The 22,944-nt window shown below is 64.6% G+C and carries 16 protein-coding genes; 7 read left to right on the forward strand and 9 right to left on the reverse strand.

Going from position 1 to position 22,944, the window contains the following annotated elements; all coding sequences use genetic code 11:
- Positions 1–3: 3 nt before the first annotated feature.
- The 5 genes from QSJ34_RS01160 (at position 4) to QSJ34_RS01180 (ending at position 5,029) form a co-directional block, all read left to right on the forward strand.
- On the forward strand, positions 4–549 hold the full coding sequence (locus QSJ34_RS01160) for a chemotaxis protein CheW (RefSeq protein ID WP_285569196.1): 546 nt from the start codon (positions 4–6) through the stop codon (positions 547–549).
- Between the two features lie 49 nt (positions 550–598).
- Positions 599–2,515: a HAMP domain-containing methyl-accepting chemotaxis protein gene (locus tag QSJ34_RS01165; RefSeq protein ID WP_285569198.1), complete on the forward strand. Its 1,917-nt coding sequence runs from the start codon at positions 599–601 to the stop codon at positions 2,513–2,515.
- A gap of 108 nt (positions 2,516–2,623) precedes the next feature.
- Positions 2,624–3,469, forward strand: coding sequence for a CheR family methyltransferase (locus QSJ34_RS01170; protein WP_285569200.1), 846 nt, complete (start codon positions 2,624–2,626; stop codon positions 3,467–3,469).
- The gene (locus QSJ34_RS01175; protein WP_285569202.1) at positions 3,459–3,968 is read left to right on the forward strand and encodes a chemotaxis protein CheD; all 510 of its coding nucleotides are present in this window, start codon (positions 3,459–3,461) and stop codon (positions 3,966–3,968) included. Before QSJ34_RS01170 ends, QSJ34_RS01175 begins: the two co-directional genes overlap by 11 nt.
- Positions 3,965–5,029 carry a protein-glutamate methylesterase/protein-glutamine glutaminase gene (locus QSJ34_RS01180; RefSeq protein ID WP_285569204.1) on the forward strand — a complete coding sequence of 355 codons (1,065 nt, stop codon included), beginning with the start codon at positions 3,965–3,967 and terminating at the stop codon, positions 5,027–5,029. Before QSJ34_RS01175 ends, QSJ34_RS01180 begins: the two co-directional genes overlap by 4 nt.
- Positions 5,030–5,163: 134 nt before the next feature.
- On the opposite strand, the gene QSJ34_RS01185 is transcribed toward QSJ34_RS01180, so the two are convergent.
- From QSJ34_RS01185 to QSJ34_RS01225, 9 genes are all read right to left on the reverse strand, one after another.
- Positions 5,164–6,054: a hypothetical protein gene (locus QSJ34_RS01185; RefSeq protein WP_285569207.1), complete on the reverse strand. Its 891-nt coding sequence runs from the start codon at positions 6,052–6,054 to the stop codon at positions 5,164–5,166.
- Between the two features lie 53 nt (positions 6,055–6,107).
- The gene (locus QSJ34_RS01190; protein ID WP_285569210.1) at positions 6,108–7,982 is read right to left on the reverse strand and encodes a methyl-accepting chemotaxis protein; all 1,875 of its coding nucleotides are present in this window, start codon (positions 7,980–7,982) and stop codon (positions 6,108–6,110) included.
- Positions 7,983–8,100: 118 nt separating this feature from the next.
- The gene (locus QSJ34_RS01195) at positions 8,101–10,551 is read right to left on the reverse strand and encodes a hybrid sensor histidine kinase/response regulator (RefSeq protein WP_285569213.1); all 2,451 of its coding nucleotides are present in this window, start codon (positions 10,549–10,551) and stop codon (positions 8,101–8,103) included.
- 28 nt (positions 10,552–10,579) lie between these two features.
- The gene (locus tag QSJ34_RS01200; RefSeq protein WP_285569216.1) at positions 10,580–11,056 is read right to left on the reverse strand and encodes a chemotaxis protein CheD; all 477 of its coding nucleotides are present in this window, start codon (positions 11,054–11,056) and stop codon (positions 10,580–10,582) included.
- A 50-nt stretch (positions 11,057–11,106) separates the two neighbouring features.
- Positions 11,107–12,402 carry a hybrid sensor histidine kinase/response regulator gene (locus tag QSJ34_RS01205; protein WP_285569218.1) on the reverse strand — a complete coding sequence of 432 codons (1,296 nt, stop codon included), beginning with the start codon at positions 12,400–12,402 and terminating at the stop codon, positions 11,107–11,109.
- Complete coding sequence (locus tag QSJ34_RS01210) at positions 12,399–16,133, reverse strand: PAS domain S-box protein (RefSeq protein ID WP_285569220.1); 3,735 nt, start codon at positions 16,131–16,133, stop codon at positions 12,399–12,401. The genes QSJ34_RS01205 and QSJ34_RS01210 overlap by 4 nt, the downstream gene beginning before the upstream one ends.
- Positions 16,134–16,150: 17 nt before the next feature.
- Positions 16,151–17,305, reverse strand: a complete 1,155-nt coding sequence (locus tag QSJ34_RS01215; RefSeq protein ID WP_285569222.1) for a hybrid sensor histidine kinase/response regulator — start codon at positions 17,303–17,305, stop codon at positions 16,151–16,153.
- A gap of 52 nt (positions 17,306–17,357) precedes the next feature.
- A complete protein-coding gene (locus QSJ34_RS01220; RefSeq protein ID WP_285569224.1) occupies positions 17,358–17,738 on the reverse strand; it encodes an Hpt domain-containing protein in 381 nt (126 codons plus the stop codon).
- Positions 17,739–17,854: 116 nt separating this feature from the next.
- Positions 17,855–19,840: a PAS domain S-box protein gene (locus QSJ34_RS01225; protein ID WP_285569226.1), complete on the reverse strand. Its 1,986-nt coding sequence runs from the start codon at positions 19,838–19,840 to the stop codon at positions 17,855–17,857.
- 147 nt (positions 19,841–19,987) lie between these two features.
- Between QSJ34_RS01225 and QSJ34_RS01230 the strand changes: the two genes are divergently transcribed.
- Complete coding sequence (locus QSJ34_RS01230; protein WP_285569228.1) at positions 19,988–20,878, forward strand: SDR family oxidoreductase; 891 nt, start codon at positions 19,988–19,990, stop codon at positions 20,876–20,878.
- A 377-nt stretch (positions 20,879–21,255) separates the two neighbouring features.
- Positions 21,256–22,797: a M61 family metallopeptidase gene (locus QSJ34_RS01235; RefSeq protein ID WP_285569230.1), complete on the forward strand. Its 1,542-nt coding sequence runs from the start codon at positions 21,256–21,258 to the stop codon at positions 22,795–22,797.
- Positions 22,798–22,944 lie beyond the last annotated feature (147 nt).

The following is a 22,944-nucleotide window of genomic DNA, read 5'->3' on the forward strand; positions in this document are numbered from 1 at the left end:
GCCATGGACGAACTCATCAAAGCTCCCAGCCACGCACTTCGAGGTTCCGGGCGTACGCCGGCCTCGGAGGTCCGCATCCAGTACCTGGCCTTCTCCAGCGGCGGAGAGACCTTCGCCATGGACATCCGTTCCGTGCGGGAGGTGATCCAGTACGGCGGTCTCACGGAAGTGCCGCTCATGCCCGTCTTCATCCGGGGTGTCATCAACCTCCGGGGTTCGGTGGTGCCGGTCATCGACCTGGGCGTCCGCCTGGGCCGCAATGGTACCGAAGTGGCCCGGCGCACCTGCGTTGTGATCCTGGAAGTTCCCAGCACCGATGGCACTTCGGTTATCGGGATCATGGTCGACAGCGTGAACGAAGTGCTGGAAATCGCCCCGTCCGAGATCGATCCGGCGCCTTCCTTCGGGCATGACATCCGCACCGAATTCATCAGCGGCGTCGGCAAGGTCAACGGCCGCTTCGTCATCCTCCTGGATGTTCAGCACGTCCTCTCCATTCAGGAGATGGCGGCACTGGCTGGTGGCCGCGAGGTTCCTGCAAGTGGCTGAAGGTAGAGAATGCTAACGCTAAATCAGAGGCACTCTTACAGGAGATAACATGGACTGGTTCAGGAATTTGAAACTGGCCACCCAGCTCATCACGGCCTTCATTCTGGTGGCGCTCATTGCTGGGGTCGTTGGGGGCATCGCCATCCAGAACCTGGAAAAGCTGGCCGCCAGCGACAAGGCGATGTACGAAGATGCGGCGGCTCCCATGAAGAACCTGGACGCCATCAATGGGAACTTCCAGCTGGTTCGGAACTACCTGAGCAAGACGGTCTCGGCCTCGGACAAGGAGAAGCTGGGAGCCGTCACGGTGAGATACCGAACCCACTGGAAACTGATGGAAGAGGCCGTGACTGCCTACACTTCACAGGCGAAGACGCTCACGGAAAGGTCGAACCTCACCCGCCTTAAAGAACTCGTGGACCAGTACGATCGGGAAGTGGCCCTGCCCCTGGTTAAGGCCGCGGAGGCGGGAAAGGTCAGCGAGGCCTTGGCCATTTCCTTCAGCACCAACGTCTCTAAGATCACCACCGAACTCAATGAACTCATCGACAAAATGATCCGGGAGAATGTGGAAGCGGCTAAAACCATTTCCGAAAACAACGCCAAGATCGCCGCTGCGGCCACCCGGCAGATGGAGGTGGCCATGGTCCTAGGCGTGCTCCTGGCCATCGGCCTGGGACTCTTGGTCACCGGCGTCATCAAGAAGCAGGTGGGGGGCGAGCCTGGGGATGCCTCTCGCATCGCCCGGCGGGTGGCTGAGGGGGACCTGTCTGTGGAGGTGGTTCTCGCCGACGGGGATACCACCAGCATGGTGGCGGCCATCAAAACCATGATCGAATCGCTTACTGCAGTGGTCGGGGATACGAAGAGGATCGTGGAGGCGGCCGGGCGGGGTGATTTTGGCCAGTCCATCGATGTCACCGGGAAAAAGGGATACATCCACGACCTGGGTGTGGGTCTCAACCAACTTACCGAGACCTGCCACAGGGGACTGAGTGATGTTGAGCGTACGCTTGGCGCCATGGCCCAGGGAGATCTCAGGGAGCGGATCCGGGCCGAGTATCGCGGTGCCTTTGGCCAGCTTAAGGATGCCTGCAACGAAACCAATGAAAAGCTTGCCTCCACCATTGCTCAGGTGCGGGATGCGGCGAGCAATCTCCTTGGGGCCTCGGAACAGCTCAGCTCCACGGCCCAGTCCCTCAGCCAGGGGGCGTCCCAGCAGGCGGCCAGCGTGGAGGAGACCAGCGCGGCCATGGAAGAGATGAGCGCTTCCATCGCGCAGAACAATGAGAATGCCAAGGTCACCGGCGATATCGCCACCAAGTCGGCCGGGGATGCCACCACGGGCGGGGCGGCGGTGAAGGAGACCGTGGCGGCCATGCATCAGATCGCGCAGAAGATTGCCATCATCGATGACATCGCGTACCAGACGAACCTGCTGGCTCTCAATGCGGCCATCGAAGCGGGTCGGGCCGGCGAGCACGGCAAGGGCTTCGCAGTGGTGGCGGCCGAAGTGCGCAAACTGGCCGAGCGCAGCCAGGTGGCCGCCGAAGAGATCAGCCAATTGGCCAAGGGCAGCGTGGGGCTCGCGGAGCGGGCCGGCACTCTGCTGGAAACCATCGTGCCCTCCATCCAGAAGACCTCGGATCTGGTGCAGGAGATCGCGGCGGCCTCGGGCGAGCAGAACGGCGGCGTGGGCCAGATCAACGGGGCCCTCTCCCAGATCAGCCAAGCCGTACAGCAGAATGCCGCAGCAGCAGAAGAACTGGCTTCCTCCTCCGAAGAGGTGAGCGCCCAGGCGGAGGAGCTCATGGGCATGATGGAGTTCTTCACCCTGGCCAACGAGCCTTCGAAGGCCCCGGCCCGCCGCAGCGCCCAAAGGAAGGGGCTGGGCGTGACCCCTTCCGTCCGTTCCAGGCCTTCACCCGAGGACCCGGTCGACGAACGCAACTTTTCCCGTTTCTAGGGGCCCAGGGCTGAACGCATGCATCCCCACGGCGCCGCCAGAGCCTCCACCAAGCCCCATTGAACCCGCACGGCCCTGGCCGGATACCCCACAGGAACCCACCTTCTGATGCCCACCGACGCCGCTTCGAAAACGGGCCCTTCCTCGGGGCTGGTGCTGGACATCTCGGATGTCGAGTTCATGAGATTCCAGACCCTCGTGAAAACCGCCACGGGCATCACGCTCTCGGATCTGAAGAAGGCTCTCGTCGTCTCCCGTTTGGGCTCCCGGCTCCGTCACCGGAAGGCCCGGACCTTCAGCGAATACTACCGGATCATCACGGACCCCGAAGAAGGCGATGAGCTGCAGGCGGCCATCGACCTCATCACCACCAACGAGACTTCCTTCTTCCGCGAACCGATCCACTTCACGGTCCTGCGCGACCATATCCGCAGCCTGCGCCCGGTACCGCTGCCCTTCCGCGTGTGGAGCGCCGCAGCCTCCTCCGGCGAAGAGGCCTACACCATCGCCATGACCCTGGCCGAAACCCTGGGCCAGGCCGAGTGGGAAGTCCACGGCACGGACATCAGTACGCGCGTGTTGGAACGGGCCCGGAAAGCCGTCTATCCCATCGAACGCAGCACGACGATCCCGAAGGAGCTGCTGAGCCGCTACTGCCTGAAGGGCCATGGGCATTACGAGGGCATGTTCCTCATCGACCGCAAACTCCGGTCCAGGGTGGGGTTCAGCCAGGCCAACCTCTGCCGGCCGCTGCCCAACCTCGGGCTCTTCGACGTGGTGTTCCTGCGCAACGTCCTGATCTACTTCGCGCCCTCCGAAAAGCGCATGGTGGTGGAGGCCATCGCCAGCCGGATGAAGCCCGGCGGGCTGCTACTGATCGGCCATTCGGAAACCCTGACCGGTCTCACGGACCGGTTCCAGGCCATCCAGCCCACGGTGTACCGTGTCCCCTGAGTCCTCCGTCAAGCTCATCACCCTGAATCCGGGCGACTACGCGTTCGGCGAGGGCGGCACGGTCCTCCAGACCCTGCTGGGCTCCTGCGTCGCCATCACGTTCTGGGTGCCCCGGTGGAAATTCGGGGCCATGTGCCACTACATCCTTCCCACCCGGCCCAGTAACAACGAGCACAGCAGCCTCGGCTGCTACGCGGAGGAGACGCTCCCGGCCATCGCGGGCCGGTTTATCGACATGGGGCTGCGGGCCGATGATATGGAAATCCGCATGTTCGGGGGTGGCAATATGTTTCCCATGCAGTTCCCCCAGAAGGAAACCCTCATCGGTGAACAGAACATCGCCGCAGGACGGCGTCTGCTCAAGGCCTTCGGGTTCAGTCTGGCCGAGGAAGACGTGGCGGGCGAGATGCGCCGAAAGGTCACCTTCGAGATCCTGACGGGGCGGGTCCAGGTGCAGCACGGCGTCGGCCTCAATCCGGACCTGATGGAGCGCCGATGAATCGACCCCAGCCCATCAAGGTCCTGATCGTCGACGACTCCGCCGTCGTCCGCCAGGTTCTGGCGGAGCTCATGAACAAGGCGCCGGACATCGAGGTGATCGGCCACGCGATGGATCCCATCTTCGCCATGGACCGGATGCAGAAGCAGTGGCCGGACGTGATCCTGCTCGACATCGAGATGCCCCGCATGGATGGCATCACCTTCCTGAAAAAGATCATGGTCGAGCACCCCACGCCGGTGATCATCTGTTCCTCCCTTACGGAAAAGGGGGCGGAAACCACCATGCAGGCCCTGGGCGCGGGAGCCTTTGCCATCTTCACCAAACCCACCATGGGCGTGAAGAGCTTCCTTCAGGAGGCGGCGCAGGAGCTGGTGGCCTCGGTGCGCGCCGCCGGGGCAGCCCGGGTCTCCAGGATCCCGCGCCTGGCCCTGCACAAGCCCACCGCCAAGCTTTCGGCCGATGCGGTGCTCGCGGCTTCCACGGGCGCCATGGCCGTCACCACGGACCGCTTCTCCGCCATCGGCACCTCCACGGGCGGAACCCAGGCCCTCGAGTACGTGCTGTCGGCCCTGCCGAGGACCTGCCCGGGCCTGGTGGTGGTGCAGCACATGCCCGAGCGGTTCACGGCGGCCTTCGCCGAACGCCTGGACAACCTCTGCGAGATCCGTGTGCGCGAGGCGAAGACCGGGGACCGCATCATGCCCGGCCTCGCCCTCATTGCGCCCGGCGGCAAGCACCTGGTGGTCAAGCGCAGCGGCGCCCAGTACCACGTGGATGTCATCGGTGCCCCGCCCGTGAACCGGCACTGCCCTTCCGTCGACGTGCTCTTCCGCTCGGTGGCCAATTCGGCCGGGGCCAACGCCAAGGGCGTGATCATGACGGGCATGGGCGACGACGGCGCCCGGGGCCTGCTGGAGATGCGGGAGGCCGGGGCCCGGACCTTTGCCCAGGACGAGGAATCCTGCGTCGTGTTCGGCATGCCCAAGGAGGCCATCCGCATGGGGGCGGCCGAACGGGTGCTGTCCCTGAGCGAGATCCCCGAGGTGCTGGAGCGGTGAATCCGCCCCGCGATCGCTCGAAAAGATCCACCACGGAGGCACGGAGCGCACGAGAAGTCACGGAGAAAGAAACAGGTTTTTCTCCCTGTCTTTTCCGCGTCCTCCGTGTCTCCGTGGTGAATCCTACAGCGGCCTCAGAAGTGGATTTCCAGCTGCACCATGGGGGCGGTGACGCGCTGGTTGTTCAGCCAGGGGGTGCTGGCCGGAGCCGTGTTGTTCTCGCCGCCGAACTTGTTGTTCCAGTATTCGAAGCCGGCACCCAGGTAGACGGCCTTGGGCTTGCGGCCGAACACCGAGCTGATGTCGAACATGAGGGCGATGTCCGACAGGGTTTCGGGTTTGGTCTCGACGCCGAAGCCATCCTTGCCCTTGGTGCCGAGGTAGTTGGCGAAACCCTTGAACTCCGCGTCCACCGGGCCCACGGAGAAGGGGATGCCCCAGGCGGCCGAAATCTCGAAGGTCGTTTTGAAGTCCACGGGCTTCATTACGACACCGTTGAAATTCTGCTCATGGCAGGCCCAGATGCCCACGTCCAGGAAACCCTTGGGCACGGCGAAGTTCACCGTGGGGCCGAAGGAGATGAAGCGTTTCCGGGAGCCGAAGGTGTTGGCCTTGGCGTTGAATTCCAGCCCCGCCGTCAGCGAGATGTCGCGGATGGGGCCCGCGGCGAGGCTGGTCTTGAACACCTTGCTGAGATTGAAGGCGGAGTGGTAGACGACGTAGACCTCGTTGGTGCCCGTCACGCCGTTGCCCGGCTGGCCGGCCCCGAAGTTGGGGGCGTTGCTGTTCTGGGCCGGATCCTGGTTGCTGGAAAAGAGCATGTCCACGTTGAAGAAGTTGGTGCCGTATTCCCATCCGCTCACGTGGGTCAGCTGGAAGATGTTCTTCTCGATGGTTCCCGCCAGGCCGGGTTCGCGGAACTGGGTGCCGTACCGCCAACCGGCCCAGGTGTCGCTCCAGTCGGCGGCGGCGAGGGGAAGCGCGGCGAGGACGAGGGCCAGGGCCTTGATGGGGAGTGTGTTCATGAATCGCTCCGGAGGGGGTGGCTTGAAACAGCGTCGGGGAAGGGAAGGCGGGGCTAGAACCGTGGCCTGGAAGCGGAAGCGCGACGGGGGCTCCGGGTCGAAGGGCGCGTGAGTTCTGAGGGCAGCTGGAAGAAGGTCATGGTCGTCTGCAGTTCCTGGGCCTGGGCGCTCAGTTCGCTGGCGGTGGAGGCCAGCTCTTCCGACGACGCGGCCGTGTGCTGGATGGCCTGGCTGATCTGGGTGATGGCCTGGCTGATCTGGTTGACGCCGGTGTTCTGTTCTTCGGAGGCGGCCGAGATCTCCTGTACCAGGTCCGAGGTCTTCTGGATGGAGGGCACGATGGTCTCCAGCAACGTTCCGGCCTTTTCGGCGAGGACCACGCTGCCCTTGGCAAGCTGGCTGATTTCCTCGGCCGCCACCTGGCTGCGCTCCGCCAGCTTGCGCACCTCGGCGGCCACGACGGCGAAGCCCCTTCCATGTTCACCGGCCCGTCCCGCCTCGATGGCGGCGTTGAGGGCCAGCAGGTTGGTCTGGTAGGCGATCTCATCGATGATGGCGATCTTCTGGGCGATCTGTTTCATGGCTCCCACGGTTTCCATCACGACGCGTCCGCCCGCCACGGTTTCGGTGGAGGTGCGCGTGGCGAGGCCGCCCGTGACCTTGGCATTCTCGTTGTTCTGGGCGATGGAGGCGCTCATCTCCTCCATGGCGGCGCTGGTCTCCTCGACGCTGGCGGCCTGCTCGCTGGCACCCTGGCTGAGGGACTGGGCCGTGGTGCTGAGCTGGTCCGAGGCGTCCACCAGCTTTCCGGCGTTGGCCGACACCTGGCCGATGGTCTCGGCCAGCTTGGAGACCATGCGGGTCATGGCGGTCTGGAGCACCTTCAGTTCACCGCCCTGGGCCGTGACAGACACGTCGAGGGCCAGGTCGCCCTCGGACATCCTTTCCAGCGAGGCCGCAATGGCACCGATGGGGTTGGCGATGCTTCCCGCGATCCACACCATGACGGCCAGGGCAAGGACCAGCATGCACGCCATGACGAGTCCGAGTTTGGCAAGCATGGCGTGGACCGGACCGAGAACCTCGGATTCGGGCAGTTCCACGATGACGAAACTCTTGAGCGAAGGAATGAAGGAGGAGGCCACCAGCCGCGTGCCATCGGCAGCGGGATAGCGATCGAAATTGAAATCGGTCTCCTTCAGAAGTCCGGGAGCCGCGGCTTTCAGGCCGGGAAGATCCTCCAGCTTCTTCTTGGCGATGAGGGCACTGTCCCGGTGTACGAGAAAAGTGCCGTCCTTGCGCACCAGCATGGCCTGGCCGCTCTGGCCCACCTGCACCTTGCGGATCTGCTCGGCGAGTCGGTTGGCGCTGAGCCCCAGGCCGCCGACGAAGAGGCGCCCCTTGGCGTCTCGGCCACGGGCGTTGATGTAGAGCATCATCTCGGTGGGTTTGTGCTCGTCGGCATCGGCGTTCAGTTCAAAATCCGCGCCCCGGTCCAGGAACCCGTACAGCCAGCCGCTGTCGGCATTGCCCCGCTTCATGGTCTTCAACAGGCCGACCTGGCTGTAGTAGTGCCCCGTCTCCATGGGGATGAAGGTGATGGAATCGGCGGCGTTGAGCCGCATCATCTCCTCGCCGTAGCGTTTCCAGATGGCCAGTCCGCCGGCGGACTCCCCCCCGCCCGCCCAATCCATGAGGAAGGGGTTGCTCACGACGGAACGGGATACGGCCAATGGGCCCGCGATCTGCTGCTCCACCTCATGGCGGATGGACCCGAGGATGGCGGGCATCTCGGAGGTTTCGATGCGCTTGTTGACGAAGTCGCTGGTGCTGGTCAGGTAGACGAAGGAACTGACCCCCAAGGTCACCAGCAGCACGAGCGAGGTCGTGAGAAGCAGCCGGACCTTGATGGAATGAAGGTCGATCATGCCTAGCCTCCGTTACTTTCTCATAACGGCCAGGCGGGTCGGCTTCTCAAATTCTAGGGCGGCTGATCGGCGTGGAAAGGCCGTTGAGACTGACTCTCCGCAGGGGGCGACCTGTGCCTCAGGACCGGGGAAGCAGGGGGTCGGCGGGGGACGACTCGATGCCCAGGCCATGCAGCTTGGCCGCGAGCTGATCGAGCGTGAAGGGCTTCTTGATGAGGTTGAAGCCTTCTTCCAGCACACCGCGCTTGGCGATGACATCGGCGGTATAGCCGGACATGAAGAGGGTGGGGACGCCCGGCCGCAGCGCCTCGAAGCGGTCCTTCAGCTCCTTCCCGTTCATTCCGGGCATGACCACGTCCGTGAGCAGGATGTGGATCGGGAGGTCTTTCCGAGCGGCGAATTCGAGGGCCTCCTCGGGCGAATCCGCCGCGAGGGCTTCGTAGCCGAGTTTCTGGATGACCGTCGTGATGACGTTCCGGAGCAGGGGATCATCCTCCACGAGGAGAATGGTCCCGCCGAGGCAGGTCCTCGGCGGCGCGACCTTGGATTCGGGCGCGGCCAGCTCCACCTCCGCGATGCGGGGCAGGTAGACCTGGAAGCGGCTGCCCCGGCCCAGTTCGCTGGTCACGGTGACGAACCCTTCGTTCTGCTTGACGATGCCGAGGATGGTGGGCAGGCCCAGCCCCGTACCGACGCCCAGCTCCTTGGTGGTGAAGAAGGGCTCGAAGATCCGCGTGAGGGTGAGCGGATCGATGCCGCTGCCCGTGTCCTGCACGGAGATGACGACGTAATCACCCACCGTGGCCTGGGGGCATTCGCGGCAGAAGGTTTCGTCCACGTGCTGGTTCCTCGTTTCGAGGCTGATGCTTCCCCCGTTCGGCATCGCATCCCGGGCATTGATCACGAGGTTCATGAGGATCTGGTCGATCTGGGAGGCGTCGGCAAAGATCTGCCAGAGGTTCTCGCCCGGCCAGAAGGACAGCTGGATGTCCTCGCCGATCAGGGGAGCGAGCGTCTGCTGAGTGGCCTTGAGATGTCCGTTCAGATCGAGGGACTGGGGCGCGATGACCTGTTTGCGGGAGAAGGCCAGCACCTTCTGCACGATGTCCTTCGAGCGATCCGCCGCCGCTTGGATGCCCTCCAGGTGCCGGTTCACGCGGGGGGTGGCAGGCACCTCGTCCCGCAACATCTCCAGGTGGCCCATGATGGCGCCGAGCATGTTGTTGATGTCGTGGGCGATGCCCCCCGCAAGCAGGCCCAGGGATTCGATCTTCTGGGACTGGAGAAGCTGGCTTTCCAGCAGCTTGCGCTCCTGGTCGGTACGGATCCGCTCGGTGATGTCCCGGGACAGCACGATGAACCGCGGGTCTTCGCCCGGCTCCGTGGCCTTGCGTGCCACCGAGAGCTCGAACCAGGTCCTGCCCTGGGCCAGGTTCAGCTCGATCTGTCGGCCCAGGGATTTGCCCGTGTCGTGGGCCTCTCGCAGCGACTGCATGACCACTTCCGCCGCTTCGGGCGGAAGGACTTCCTGGACGGTGTGGCCGAGCAGCTGTTCTGGAGGTGCCGCCAGCAGGTCTTCGCGTTCCGAATGGAAGTCGTGGTAGCGGCCGTCCAGTCCGATTTCGAAGAGGAGGTCGGGAACGGCGTCGAGGGTGGCTTTCAGGCGGTTGCGGTAGGCCCGGAGCTCATCCTCCTGCTGCTTCCGTTCGGTGATGTCGATGAAGGTGGCCAGATTGAGGTTTCGTCCATGCATGGCCACGTGGGACAGGCGGACTTCGCAGAGACGGGTGCTGCCGTCCTGCGTGCGGATGAGCCGCTCGAACAGGATGATGCTCTGCTCCTTGGCCAGAATGTTGTTCCGCGCCATGCTTTCGGCGATGGGCAGGCCGTCAGGCTGCTCCTCGTGATAGTAGTGGTCCGGGTGACTGCCGAGCAGCTGGTTCCGCGCCACACCGAAGAGCTCCTCGGCCCGGGGATTGGCATCCACGATCACATGCTTGTCGACATCGAAGACGAGGATGGCCTCGGGAGCGTTATCGAAAAGCACGCGGTTCTGCTCTTCGCTCATCTGCAGGGCCTCGAACCGGTTCTGAAGCTCACGTGTGCGGTCCTTCACCAGCCATTCGAGGCGTCCGTTGGTGTCTTCCAGGTGGCGATTCTTCGCCTGGAGTTCCCGCTGCAATTCCGCGAGGTGCAGGTGGTGCCCGACCCGCGCGGTGACCTCCTGGAGGCGGAAGGGCTTCTGTACATAGTCCGCGCCACCTACCTCGAAGGCCCTGACCCTCAGCATGTCTTCATCCTGGGCGCTGATGAAGATCACGGGCACGTCGGCCAGTTGCGGATCCTGCTTCAGCAGGGAGCAGAATTCGAACCCGTCCAGCTCGGGCATGGTGATGTCCAACAGCACCAGATCGGGCTTCGCCAGCCGCGCCGCGTCCAGCCCGCGCCGTCCGTTGGTGGCCACGCGGACCCGGTAGCCCTGCCGCTGCAGCATGTCCGACAGCACCCCGAGGTTGTTCGGGTTGTCGTCCACCACGAGGATGTCGGGCATGGGGAAGGTCTGATTCATGGGGCTGCTCCCGGATGGGAGGGCAAGGTCAGGTTCGTTTCGGGAGGTTCCCCTCGGGGAGGGGCAGTCGCACCCAATCCTGCCGGACGACTTTCCTCACGAGCACCGACCCGAGCTTCGTGTTGAATTCGACCTTCATGGCCTGGGTGCCGCCCACCTCGGAGGCGAGGATGGGAATGCCATTCATCTTCAAGGCTTCCTCCGCGAGCTGGATGTTGCGTTCCCCGACTGAATAGAGGTCCTGGGAAAGGTCGATGACGCTGGCCCCTCCGAACACCTTGGCCACCAGATCCCCTTTTCGGCAGCCCAGGGCCAAAAGGTGTTTAACAAGCTTCTCGATGGCGATGTTGCCGTATTTCGGAGTGGGAAGCCCCTTGCCGTTCCAGAGCGGCAGCATGTAGTGGTTCATGCCGCCGCAGCGGAGATTGGCATCCCAGAGGCAGACCGATACGCAGGATCCCAGCAAGGTCGAGATAAGGTGCTCCTCCCGGTGCGCGAAGAACATGCACGGATTCAGGAAGTGTTTCCTCGGACCAGGCGGGGAAGGGGCCATGTCTACAGCTCTTCTGGGCTTTCGAAAATGAACATGTTGCCTTCGAAGGAGGAGGTGCTGGTTTCGTCCATGGCCGTGAATCGGGGCAGGCGGCAGGTGAAGACCGCGCCTTTTCCGACCTCCCCTCCGACATCGATGGTTCCGTTCAGGAGGTCCACCAGGGCCTTCGTCACGGGGAGTCCCAGGCCCTGGCCGCGGTGGGCGCGCGTGGGCCCCTCCTCCAGCTGCTTGAACCGATCGAAGATCCGGGAACGGTCCTCGGGGCGGATGCCGATGCCTTCGTCTTCGATTTCCAGCCGCAGGGTGGCTTCCTCCAGGGCCGCGCGCAGGCGGATGGTTTGCCCCTCGCTGCTGTATTCGATGGCATTGGCGAGCAGGTTCGCCGTGATGATCCGGAGCATGGCCGCATCCGTGCCGAAAACGAGGGGCGTCGGGCCGGAACCGCCTTCGAGGCGCACCGTCAAGGCCTTGGCCTGGGCCTCGTGGGAGAACGCCTCCATCACGTTGCGCAGCACGGACCCCACGTCCACCTGGGTCACCGAAGGCTGGACCGCGCCGGCTTCCAGATCCGCGGCGGCGAACAGGTTGCGGATCTGGAAATCCAGGTACGAGGCCTCGGCCTTGATCCTCGCGCAGGCTGAATGGATCTGCTCGGGACTGAAGGCTGCCTGAAGGGCCTGGTCCGCCAAAGCGATGATGGCGCTGAGCGGATTGTTGATCTCATGCCTCATCCTGGCGAGGAAGCGGCTCTGGATCTCCTCGGATTGGCGCAGCTTTTCGTTGAGGCCGATCAGTTCGCGGTTGAGCGCCTTCGCCTCGAACAAGGCGTGATGGACGAGCTCGGCCTGCTCGCGCAGGCTGTTGTTGGATGCCTCCAGATCCTGGTTCTTCGCCTGGAGTTCCCCCTGGAGGGAGGCGAGGCGGAGCTGGAGCCGCACACGCATCAGCACCTCCTGGACCTGGAAGGGCTTCTGCACGTAGTCGGCACCGCCGGATTCGAAGGCTTTCAGCTTCTCCAGGGTGCCCTCATGGGCGCTGAGAAAAACCACCGGGATCGCCGCCAACTCTGGATCGGCTTTGAGCCGGGTGCAGACCTCGAACCCGTCCATGTCGGGCATGGTGATATCGAGCAGGATCAAATCCGGCTTGGCGATTTGAGCCGCCTCCAGGCCGCGGTGGCCGCTCTGGGCCACACGGACGCGGTAACCCTGATCGCGGAGCAGGTCGGAAAGCACCCCGAGGTTGCTCGGATTGTCATCGATGACGAGGATGTCGTGCTGGGGGCGCAGGTCGTTCATGGGGCCTCCGGTGGGGAGAGCAGGCGCTCAAGTTCATCCAGCCTGAATTCGCGAAGGGCTTTCTGGATCGCGTTCGAAAGGGGTCGCTGGGAGGGAGGCAGCTCGTCGATCAGGCGATGTGCCGCCTCCACGTCGCCGGCCCTGAGGCAGCGGGACAAGGCCGCGCGCCAGGTGTCGTCCAGCCCCGCCACCAAGTCCGGAGAGAGGGGTTGTGCGGCGTCCCGCGGCCCGGCGTCCTCCTCGAAGTGGAGGCCCGTGGATCGGGTGAGCAGTTCGAAGAGCTCCCGATCCCGGAAGGGCTTGTGCAGGATGGCGTCGCAGCCCGCCGCGAGGATGCGTTCCCGGTCCTGCTCAAAGGCACTGGCCGTGATGGCCAGGATGGTGGTTCGGGGAAGACGGCCTTCGGCTTCCAGGGCGCGGATGCGCCGGGCCGCCTCGTAGCCGTCCATGACCGGCATCCGCATGTCCATCCAGACCACCTGGGGCTGCCATGCCTTCCAGGCTTCCAGCGCCGCCTGGCCGTCGGCGACGGCGCGGACGTGGAATCCGGCGGCTTCGAGGAATCCGGCGAGGAGCTCCCGGTTGTCGGCCTTGTCATCGACCACGAGCTGTTTCAGGTCGGGCTGGCCCGCGGCGAGCACCAGGCGTTTCCGGTCGACCGTCGGGGACCCGGGCGCGAGGTGGGCGGCCCCCAGCGGAATCTCGAAGCTGAAGCAGGCTCCCTCCCCGAGTCTGCTTTCGACCTGGATCTCGCCGCCCATGAGCCGGACGAGGGCCTGGCTGAGGTTCAGCCCCAGCCCCGAACCTTCGGCGGAGCGGCGGCCGGATTCGGCCTGCACAAAGCTTCCGAAAATCTGGGGTATCTCTTCGGGTGTGATGCCGGGGCCGCTATCGCGGATCTCGAAGCGGATCAGGTCCCCTTCGCCCTTCCTGACCTTCAGGCTGAAGCCCCCGCGTTCGGTGAACTTCACGGCATTGCCCAGGAGGTTGAGGAGCACCTGCCGGAGTTTCCCCTCGTCGCCGGTGACCAGGCCGGGAATCCGCGGATCCACGACAACCTCGAAGGCGAGGCCTCTGGACTCGGCGCGGACCTGGATCATGTCCTGGATGCCTTCGAGGCAAAGCCTGGGGTCGAAGCCTGCCGTGTGCAGTTCCAGCTGGTGGGCCTCGATGCGCGAAATGGACAGGACATCGTTGATGAGGTCCAGCAGGTGTTCTCCCGCGCGGAGGATCTTCTCCAGCTTGGCCAGGTCCTTCGGTTCGCGCCCAGGTTCGCGTGCCATGAGCTGGGAGAAACCCAGCACGGCGTTGAGGGGGGTCCTCAGTTCGTGGCTCATGCTCGCGAGGAAGGTGCTCTTCGCCTGGTTCGCGGCCTCGGCCGCAGCCTTGGCCTGTTCGAGGTTGCGGACGGTCTGATCCAGCTCCTGGGTCCGTTCGATGACCAGCCGTTCCAGATTCTCCCGGTACTTTTCCAGTTCCTGCTCGGCCACCTTGCGCAGGGTGATGTCGTTGAAGAGCAGGGCGAACTGGCCGTGCCGTGGCGAAAAGACCCTGACCTCGTAGTACCGCTGGAGCGATTCGTTGAAGCGCTCCCAGTGCAGGGGCTTGCCACCGAGGGCCACCTGGTAGTAGGCCTGGGCCACTTCGGGCGGCCACTTGAAGCTGAGCTGCTCGGAGGTGAGGCCGATCTCCTTGGCCCGGTTCAGGCCGGTCATCTGCTCGAATTCCGAGTTGGCCTGGAGCAGGCGGTGATCCACCGGCTTCCCCTCCGGATCCAGGATCACCTCCATGAGGACGAAGCCGCTGAACATGTACTCGAAGAGGCTGCGGTACTGCTCCTCCTGCTCTTTCAGGACCGCTTCGGTGCGCACCCGCTGCGTGATGTCGCGCCCGATGCCGAGCACGCCGAGGAGTTCACCGCCGCTGGCGAAGACAGGGGTCTTGATGGTCTCGAGGTATTCCTCGTGGCCGTCACTGGCGAAGACGACGCTCTCCTCGTTGAGGGTGGGCTTGCCCGCCTGGATGGCCTTCCGGTCGTTCTCCCGGAAGAAATCCGCCTGCTCGCGGCTCACGAAGTCGTAATCCGTCTTGCCGAGAATGGCTTCCTTCCGGGCGCCGAAGAACTGCTCGAAGCGCCGGTTGCAAGCGAGGTAGAGGCCGTCTGGATCCTTCATCCAGACCAGGTCCGGAATGGTGTCGAGGAGGGTCTGCAGCTGGGCCGCACTCTTCTGAAAGGCATCCTCGGCGCGTTTGCGCTCGGTGATGTCCAGCACGTTGACGACGCGGTACAGGACGGTTCCGGCCTCGTCCTTCACCGCCGTGACGTCCATCAGCACGGGGAAGGTGGTGCCGTCCTTCCGGAGGTGCACGGATTCCCAATGGTGATGTCCGAGGGCATGTGCTGTGCGGATCTTTTCGGGGAGTTCTTCGCGGCATTCCGGAGCGTAAACCTCGGAAATCGGCTTGCCCGCCAGTTCTTCGACCGTGTACCCGTGCATGGCCGCGAACTCGTGGTTCATGGTTTCCAGGCGCTTCCCGTCTGCGCTGCCGATGACCACGCCCCATTTCGCGTGCTGGAAGATGTGCGCCCATCGCTTCAGCTCGTTCTCGGCCTGCTTGCGCGCGGTGATGTCCTTGCCGAAGACCGAGACACCGATGGTTTCCTTGCCGCGCTTGATGGGATGGAAGGCCATTTCGAGGATGCGGCCGTCCACCGCTGTATGCTCCATGTGGAAGGGGCCTTCCACCATGGCGCGTTCATAGAGCGGGGGCCAGCGGCTGGCCAGCGGGGGCGGCAAGTGATCCGAGGGGCCGGTGCCGGGCGTGGATGGGGTGCCGAAGCCGGTCCGAAGGAGGTCGGAGAGCGCGGTGTTGGAAGCCATCATCCGGTAGTCCCGGTCCACGGACCAGATCAGGTCGTTGGTGCTTTCGATGAGCACCCTGAACCGCTCCTCACTGTCGCGGACCCTCGTGAAGCTGGCGTTGACGGCGTTGAACCCGGCGAAGAGCAGGATGCCGTAGGCCAGCATCCGGCAGACATGCCAAAACCACCAGGCGGGATCCCAGGGCTGCGAACTCCCCCAAAGGAGGCCCGCCAGGGCGAACAGTACGGTCTGGCCGCCGAAGAGCAGATCCTCTATCTGGGTGCGGGCCTGGTACCTGCGGAAGAAGAAGACTGCCGCCGCGGCGAAACCGAGCCCTCCGAGGGCATGGGTCGCCTGCGCCAGGACGGAGTAGCCCCCGGGCAGAAGGGGCGGGGGCAGGGCCTGGGGCCACCGCAGAATGGCCCCGGCGCAGGCCAGGGCGAGAACGGCAGCCAGCAGGATGAGCCTTCCGCTTCGATGGCGGAGGAGGGCTGGCGGCTTCGCCCAGACCAGGGCGAATCCCAACCCGCCCAGGAAGGTGGCGCTGTGTCGGAGCCAACCCCAGCCCGGGACGGCGTCCCAGGAGGCAAGACCGTGCACCCCATCCAGCAGCCCCATGGCCACCAGTCCCGCGGCCACCCAGAGCAGGTGGGGGGAGGGGTCCCCCTGCCGCGCCCGGGCCCAGAGCAGGAAGGCCACGGCCAGTCCGGCGCAGCTGCCGATGAGTTCGAGGGCTTCGTGAAAGGTCTCCTGCACATGAGGGACGTGCCCCAACCGGGAGGCCAGGGCCAGGCTCAGCAGGGCCGGGATCACACCCGCCGAAAGCACCACCAGCAGGATCTTGTGCCAGGACCGGGTGGGTCGCATGAGGATCCCCTAGGCGTTCATTCCCGGTGGGGAAGGGTGAGGCAGAAGACGGCTCCAGACGGTTCTCCGGGCTCCACCCAGATCCTCCCGCCGTGGGCCGTGGCCACTTCCCGGCAGAAGGCCAGCCCGAGTCCGCTGCTCACCCGGGCCAGGGGAGCGTCCCGTTCCAGCCGCGCGAAGGGATCGAAGATCATTTCTTCCATCCCCGGCGGAATCCCGGGGCCTTGATCGGAGATCCTCAGCTCGCAGGTCTGCGGATCCAGGCGCGCCTCGATCCGTACGTCGTTTCCGGGCGGGCCGTACTTCGCCGCGTTGTCGAGGAGGTTGAGGATGCAGCGCCGCAGCAGTTCGAGATCGGCCTGGACCACCAGGTCCCGCGGCACTTCGTTCCGCAGGGTCACCTTGCGCCGCCGGAAGCTGGTCTGGACGCCCTCGGCCCACTGATCCAGAGCTTCCCAGAGGCGGATGGGCTGATGCAGGGGGGTCAGGTTGCCCTGATGGCACACCACGAGGATGTCCTGGACCATGCGCTCCATGGTGAGCGAGCCCTGGAGGATGTGCCCGGCCATCTTTTGCGTTTCCGCAGGTGCCGCCGGGTCCTCCGCAAGGATCTCGGCCCCCGAAAGGATGGTCTGCAGGGGGGATTTGAGGTCGTGGACGATGAACCGGAACAATCCTTCCTGCCGGGCCTGCAGGTCCTTGAGGCTGCGGGATTCCCGTTCGAGCGCCGTCTGGAGTTTGCGGATGCGGAGCAGGGATCGGGCGCGGATGACGAGTTCGCGCTGGATGGCGGGCTTGTACACCAGGTCGTCGCCGCCGGCAGCGATGGCCTCGGCCTGGGTCTGGGTGCGTTCATCGCCCGTGAGGAAGAGGATGGGCAGGCCCATGCCGCCTTCCATCGCGCGGATCCGGCGGCAGACCTCGAAGCCGTCCATGCCGGGCATCAGGATGTCGAGGACCACCAGGTCCGGCTGGTAGGTCTCCATCTGTTCGAGGGCGCTCGGGCCGTCGCTGAATCCCTGGATCTCGAAGTGCGAATCCTTCAGCAGCCCCTCCACCATGAGGAGGGCCGTGGGGCTGTCGTCGATCACCATCACCCGCTGCGGCGCATCGATACCCGCCGGTGCGAGATCGGCAGAAGGGGAGGGAGCCCCATTCGGCAGGAGGGTCATGGGCTTCCCTTCGGTGGATGCGCAAATCGGCTTGAATTCCGGTGGTGGCCGCTCAGACCTTTTCGAAATGCGTCTTCAACCCTTCGAGCACGGTTTCAAGCTGCCTTTCGAAGGCGGAGAGGAGGGCCTCCGTCAGGGTGGCTTTTTCCCCGTGAAGGGCGTCCTGGAGGGCCTGGGACACCGCCGCCAGTTCCAGCGCGCCGATGATGCCGGCCGCGGAGATCATGGAATGCGCCACCCGCTCGGCCGCTTCGAGGTCTCCCCGGGCGAGATCGGTGCGGAGCTCTTCGGCCGCATGGGACTTGGATTCCAGGAACTTGCCCAGCACCCGTTCGTAGAGGGACTCGGCCGCAAAATGCGCCAGACCGGCCTCCTTTGAAATGCCGGCGAGATCCATGCCTCGCGTCCTGCGGCGTTCGGGTTGCTTGGCCATGCGGGATGCCTCGGCGGTGAATCGGAGCCCTTCCCTCCCCAAAGGATGCCATTGAATGCTTCTGCGGAGAGTAGGAAGGCATCGCCTGGGTGAGTTGGGAATCCCGGAACGGGAACTCAGGGGTGCTTGGGCCCCATGCCCGGATAGAGCTTCTCGGCGCATTCGGGGCAGATGCCATGGGTGAACTCCGCCTCGGAGTGTTCGGAGATGTAGGCTTCGATCTGGTTCCAGTAGCCGTGGTCATCCCTGATCTTTTTGCAACTGCTGCAGATGGGTAGCAGGCCACCCAGTGTGCGCACGTCTTCCAGGGCCTGCTTGAGCTCCCGGATCAGCGCCTCGCGGGCCAGCTCTCCCTGCTTGCGCTCGGTGATGTCGGAGACCACCGAAAGGATGAGATCCGTTCCATCCGGATCGGTGACCAGGCTGCCCTCCAGAAGCACGGGGATGCGCCGGCCATCCTTGTGGAGGTATTCCTTTTCGTAGGGGCCGTAGTGTCCGGTGGTCTTCAGGCTCTGGAGCTGCGCGGCCTCCTGCTCCATGTAGTCCTTGGGGGTCAGGTCCCAGTAGTTCAGCGCGTTGAGTTCATCGGTGGTGTACCCCGTGATGGCTGCGAAAGCATCGTTGCTCGCGAGGAACCATCCGTCCGACAGGCGGTTCAGGGCATGACCCACGGGGGCGTCGTAGAAGAGCGTGCGGAAGCGACCTTCGCTTTCCCGCAGGGCCTTTTCGGCCGCCTTCCGTTCGGTGATGTCGCGGGTGACCCCCTGGAAACCCTGGACCCGTCCATCGGGCCCCCAGAGCACCCGCACGCGCACTTCAGTGTGCAGCAGGGGGCCTTCCCTGGTCTGAAAGGCTAGTTCCAGCACCTCGTGCTTGAAGGGCTGTGAACCGGGCGGCAGGGTGCGGACCGTGTCCAGGCGGGACCACAGCTGTGCGTGGACGCGGCCCAGGGGTGTCTGGCTCCCGCTGGTGCCCCCATCGACCTCGGGTGGCATGGCGCCATGGTGGACCAGGGTCGGGCTGACGTAGGTGAGGAACCCTTCGGCGTCGGCGGTCCAGGTGACATCCAGGGCGTTCTCGGCGAGCATCCGGTACTTCTCCTCCTGCCTCGCCAGTTGGGCTCGATCCGCCACCTGCTGGCGCCAGGCCCATCGGACCGTCCAGCCGATCAGCACGGAGAGGGCCAGCACGCCGAAGACGGCCAGTCCGGCCATGAGCCGTTCACGCCGCCAATCTTCCAGGTAATCCTGCTGGGAGAGCCCCACGAGGATGTGGAAGCGGGGGTTGTTCATCCGTCGCAGGGTGTAGGTGCGGATGGCGCCGTCGAGCACGGAAGGGGCCGTGAAATGGGCGATGGCCTGGCCTGAGCGGATCGCATTCAGGAAATCGCCCGAGACCGTCCGGTTGCCGAGCATCTCCTCCCGGCCCGTCAGGGCGGGGTATCGCACAAGCAGACTCAGGTCCTCGCCGCGTAGTGAAATCGAACCGTGGGGCCCCACATCGATCTGATTGAGGCTCCGGCTGAGTTCGTCGAGGGTGATGGTTCCGTAGACGATTCCGGCGAATCGTCCATCCGGTCGCTCGATGCGCCGCGACAGGTGGAGGTCCCATTTTCCCGTCAGGCGGCCGATGCTGGGCCGTGAGATGAACAGGCCCGTGGCCGGGCTGTCCTTCTGGATCTGGAAGTAGTCCCGGTCCGCCACGCTGAGCGGCGGTCCGGCGGGCAGGGCCGTTCCGCGGGTGACGAGGCCGTCGGCGTCCGTCGTGCGGAGTCCGTGCAGGATCTGGACGCGGGAGACCTGGGCCTCCAGATGGTCCTGGATCCGTTTGCGTCCCTCCGGGAGGTCGTTCCGCTCAGCCTCGTCCTTCACGGCGAGGAGGGAGAGGTCGACCTCGTGCACCGTGGCCAGGATGTTCTGTTCTAGCACCTGCGCCAGGTGGTGGGTGGCCGTCTCGGCCCGTTCCACGTGCTGCCGGCGGCTCTGGCGGAGGCTCCATCCCGCGAGGGCGAGAATCAGGAGGTCGAAGAGGACCAGGCCGATGACCAGGATCCGGCTGAGTGCCGAGGGAGACCTCCCTTCCGGATCGAGGTGGAATCGCATGGCTTCACCTTGGATCCGTTGATCGACGTCCTCCGGGCCGGATCTGAGTCCTGGTGCGGTGGCTTCAGTCGCAGATCGGGGCTGAAAGCTGTCACGGCCGCCCCTCCGGGGAATCCAAGGGTCCGCCATCCAAGCAAAGGAGGTCCTATGATCCTCGTCACTGGCGCGACTGGAAAGATCGGCAGGGAACTCATTCTGGACCTGTCGGCACGGCAGACGCCCTTCCGGGCCCTGGTTCGATCCATGGAGACGGTGCGGGTCTTCGAGGCGCGAGGACTGCACGCGGTCCAGGGGGACCTGGAGCGCCCCGATACCTATGGTGCGGCCCTGTCCGACGTCCAGACGGTGTTCCTCCTGACGGCGCCGAGCTCCGACAGCGTCGCCATGGAGCGGAAATTCCTGACGGCCTGCAAATCCATGGGCATCGAACGGGTGGTCCGGGTTTCGGCGGTGGGGGCCAATCCCTGGGCTTCCTCTGCCCTTCTCAGGAACCACGGCCGGGCCGAAGCCCAGCTCGAAGACAGCGGCCTGCACTGGACGATTCTGCGGCCGACCATCTTCATGCAGAACCTGGTGCCCTTCATCGGGCCCACCGTATCCGCAGAAAGCACGCTCTACGCCCCGGCGGGGGCGGCCCTCATGCCCTGGGTGGATACCCGTGACATCGCCGCGGTGGCGGGTGCGGTGCTGACCGCCAAGGGCCACGAGGGCCTGGTCTACGAGATCACCGGGCCGGAATCACTTTCCTACACGCACGTGGCCGAAGGCCTGAGCACCATGCTGGGCCGCCAGATCCGGTACGTGAACGTGCCGGACGGCGCCGCCCGCCAGTCCATGGTGAGCATGGGCATCTCCCCCTGGCTCGCCGAAGGCATGATCACGCTCTACCACCTGTTCAAGGTCAACGGCGCCACCGCCATGGTGCTCGAAACCGTGGAGCGCCTTACGGGACGCGCACCCAGGAGGCTGATGGCCTACCTGAAAGAAAACGAGGCAGCCTTCCGGTCGCCCCAGTACGTCGAGGTCCGCCGGCGTTAAAGGCACGGGCTTCTGGGGGCATGGGCCTGATGGCTATGTGTAAAGGTGGTAATCAGCAAGAACATTGATATCCCTTCGCGGAGTCGAACTGATTTGAGTGGCTCACATTCCAAAGCCCCCGGCTCTGCCGGGGGATGTCTTGCTGGAAACCTGATGTGATGAAACGCGAGATGCGAAGGTGCATTCCTGTTGAAAAAAATCATTAAGGGTTGCATGGAAACGGGCGAAAATAGTGGTGACAACCGGAGCTGCGGACCGCCGGATCACTGGTCTGTCGACCTGCTTCATCGGGGTGGGCGCTGCCTGCGAGGCGTGAGGCCGGCCCGGTGAAACCCGCAGGTTCCTTCGCCGAAGATTCCATCGAACCGGGAGATTCCTTGCGTCCAGTCCGACTGCTCCTCTATATGATCGTCGCGGGCTCCGCCCAGGCCTGGGCTTCTGAGCCCCTGGCCTACACCATCCGGATTTCCAGGCCTGCGGACCATCAGGCGGAAGTGAGCGTGAAGATCCCCACGGAAGGCCGGGCCAGCCTGGATCTGATGATGCCGCTCTGGTCGCCGGGCTACTACGCCATGCAGGATTACGCAGGCCAGGTTCATGATCTAGTGGCTGTGAATCCAGCTGGCAAGCCGTTGGCCGTGGAGCATCCGGCCCCGAACCGCTGGCGGGTTCACAGCGAGGGTGAACGTTCAGTGGCCCTTTCCTACCGATTGGCCTGCCCATCTCATTTCGTCACCACCAATCTGGTGACCGAAGATCTGGCCGTTCTGAATGGGCCCGCCACCTTCATTACGCCCACCACCTCTTTGAAAGGGTCCTACGACGTGTGGCTGGATCTCCCCGCAGGGTGGAAGCATTGCGCCACGGGCCTGGAGGGGGCACCCGACCAGAAGGCGGGGCATTTCGTGGCCCCGGATTACGACACTCTGCTGGACTGTCCCATCGTCGCAGGCACCTTTTCCACTCACTCCTTCGTGGTGGCGGGCACCCGTAATGACCTGGTGGACATCGGTTCCTTCGGGACCTGGGACGGCGCCAAGGTCAGTCAGAAACTCGCAGCCGTGGTGCAGGAAAACCTGCGGTTCTGGGGTGTCTTGCCCTACAAGAAATACGTCTTCCTCAATGTTTTTGGTCCAGGCGCCGGAGGGCTGGAACACCAGAACTCCACCATGCTCAGTTCCATGCCGCCTCCCGCGGGATCCACCGAGGCCGATTTCCGCTGGTACACGTACGTGAGCCATGAGTTCTTCCACGGCTACAACGTCAAGCGCCTGCGTCCCGTGGAACTGGGGCCCTTCGACTACGAGCATCCGCCGCGCACCACCGGGCTTTGGGTGGCTGAGGGCCTCACCACTTATTACGGTCCCGTGATGGCGGTCCGGGCTGGGCTGGGAAGGCCCGAAGATTTCCTCGCGGAACTCAGCGGCGAAATCCGTGGCCTCCAGAGCGCGCCCGGCCGCCTGAAGCAGACCCTGGAGCGGTCCTCCCTCGATGTCTGGGAGGAGGGCGGTTCCGGTGTGGGCGGCGATCCAACCAAGGGCATCAGCTACTACGTGAAGGGCCCCGTGGTGGGATTTCTGCTGGATGCCCGCATCCGCATGGCCAGCCAGGATCGGCGAAGCCTGGACGATCTCATGCGTCTGGCCTTCCAGCGCTATGGCGGCGAGAAGGGATTCACCGAAGCCCAGTTCCGCGCGACGGCGGAAGAGGTGGCTGGCGTGGATCTCCGAGCCTGGTTCCGCAAACACCTGGCCTCCACCGAGGAACTGGATTACAGCGAGGCCTTGGACTGCTTCGGCCTGCGCTTCGCGACCTCTCCAGACCCCGCCAAGCCCACCTGGAAACTTGAGCCGAACCCAAACGCCACCCCCGCCCAGAAGGCGCGCCTGGCCGATCTGCTGAGGGCCAGGCGCGGCTGATCCCAGGCAAAGAGACGTTCGCCACGATATTTCTGTTCGTCTCGCGTACCGGCGAAGCCGGTGCCGAGAAGGCAAGGAAGAGCACGGCGATGACCCCTAGGTCTCAGTGCTCCTCCGTGCCATTCCTCCGTGTCTCCGTGGTGGATC

It is taken from the genome of Geothrix limicola, from assembly GCF_030268085.1.
Lineage (GTDB): Bacteria > Acidobacteriota > Holophagae > Holophagales > Holophagaceae > Geothrix > Geothrix limicola.

Excerpts from the sequence above, each read along its gene's own strand:
- QSJ34_RS01160 (WP_285569196.1), top strand. The coding sequence starts at position 4 with ATGGACGAACTCATCAAAGCTCCCAGCCACGCACTTCGAGGTTCCGGG.
- QSJ34_RS01165 (WP_285569198.1), top strand. The coding sequence starts at position 599 with ATGGACTGGTTCAGGAATTTGAAACTGGCCACCCAGCTCATCACGGCC.
- QSJ34_RS01170 (WP_285569200.1), top strand. The coding sequence starts at position 2,624 with ATGCCCACCGACGCCGCTTCGAAAACGGGCCCTTCCTCGGGGCTGGTG.
- QSJ34_RS01180 (WP_285569204.1), top strand. The coding sequence starts at position 3,965 with ATGAATCGACCCCAGCCCATCAAGGTCCTGATCGTCGACGACTCCGCC.
- QSJ34_RS01185 (WP_285569207.1), bottom strand. The coding sequence starts at position 6,054 with ATGAACACACTCCCCATCAAGGCCCTGGCCCTCGTCCTCGCCGCGCTT.
- QSJ34_RS01190 (WP_285569210.1), bottom strand. The coding sequence starts at position 7,982 with ATGATCGACCTTCATTCCATCAAGGTCCGGCTGCTTCTCACGACCTCG.
- QSJ34_RS01195 (WP_285569213.1), bottom strand. The coding sequence starts at position 10,551 with ATGAATCAGACCTTCCCCATGCCCGACATCCTCGTGGTGGACGACAAC.
- QSJ34_RS01200 (WP_285569216.1), bottom strand. The coding sequence starts at position 11,056 with ATGTTCTTCGCGCACCGGGAGGAGCACCTTATCTCGACCTTGCTGGGA.
- QSJ34_RS01205 (WP_285569218.1), bottom strand. The coding sequence starts at position 12,402 with ATGAACGACCTGCGCCCCCAGCACGACATCCTCGTCATCGATGACAAT.
- QSJ34_RS01210 (WP_285569220.1), bottom strand. The coding sequence starts at position 16,133 with ATGCGACCCACCCGGTCCTGGCACAAGATCCTGCTGGTGGTGCTTTCG.
- QSJ34_RS01215 (WP_285569222.1), bottom strand. The coding sequence starts at position 17,305 with ATGACCCTCCTGCCGAATGGGGCTCCCTCCCCTTCTGCCGATCTCGCA.
- QSJ34_RS01220 (WP_285569224.1), bottom strand. The coding sequence starts at position 17,738 with ATGGCCAAGCAACCCGAACGCCGCAGGACGCGAGGCATGGATCTCGCC.
- QSJ34_RS01225 (WP_285569226.1), bottom strand. The coding sequence starts at position 19,840 with ATGCGATTCCACCTCGATCCGGAAGGGAGGTCTCCCTCGGCACTCAGC.
- QSJ34_RS01230 (WP_285569228.1), top strand. The coding sequence starts at position 19,988 with ATGATCCTCGTCACTGGCGCGACTGGAAAGATCGGCAGGGAACTCATT.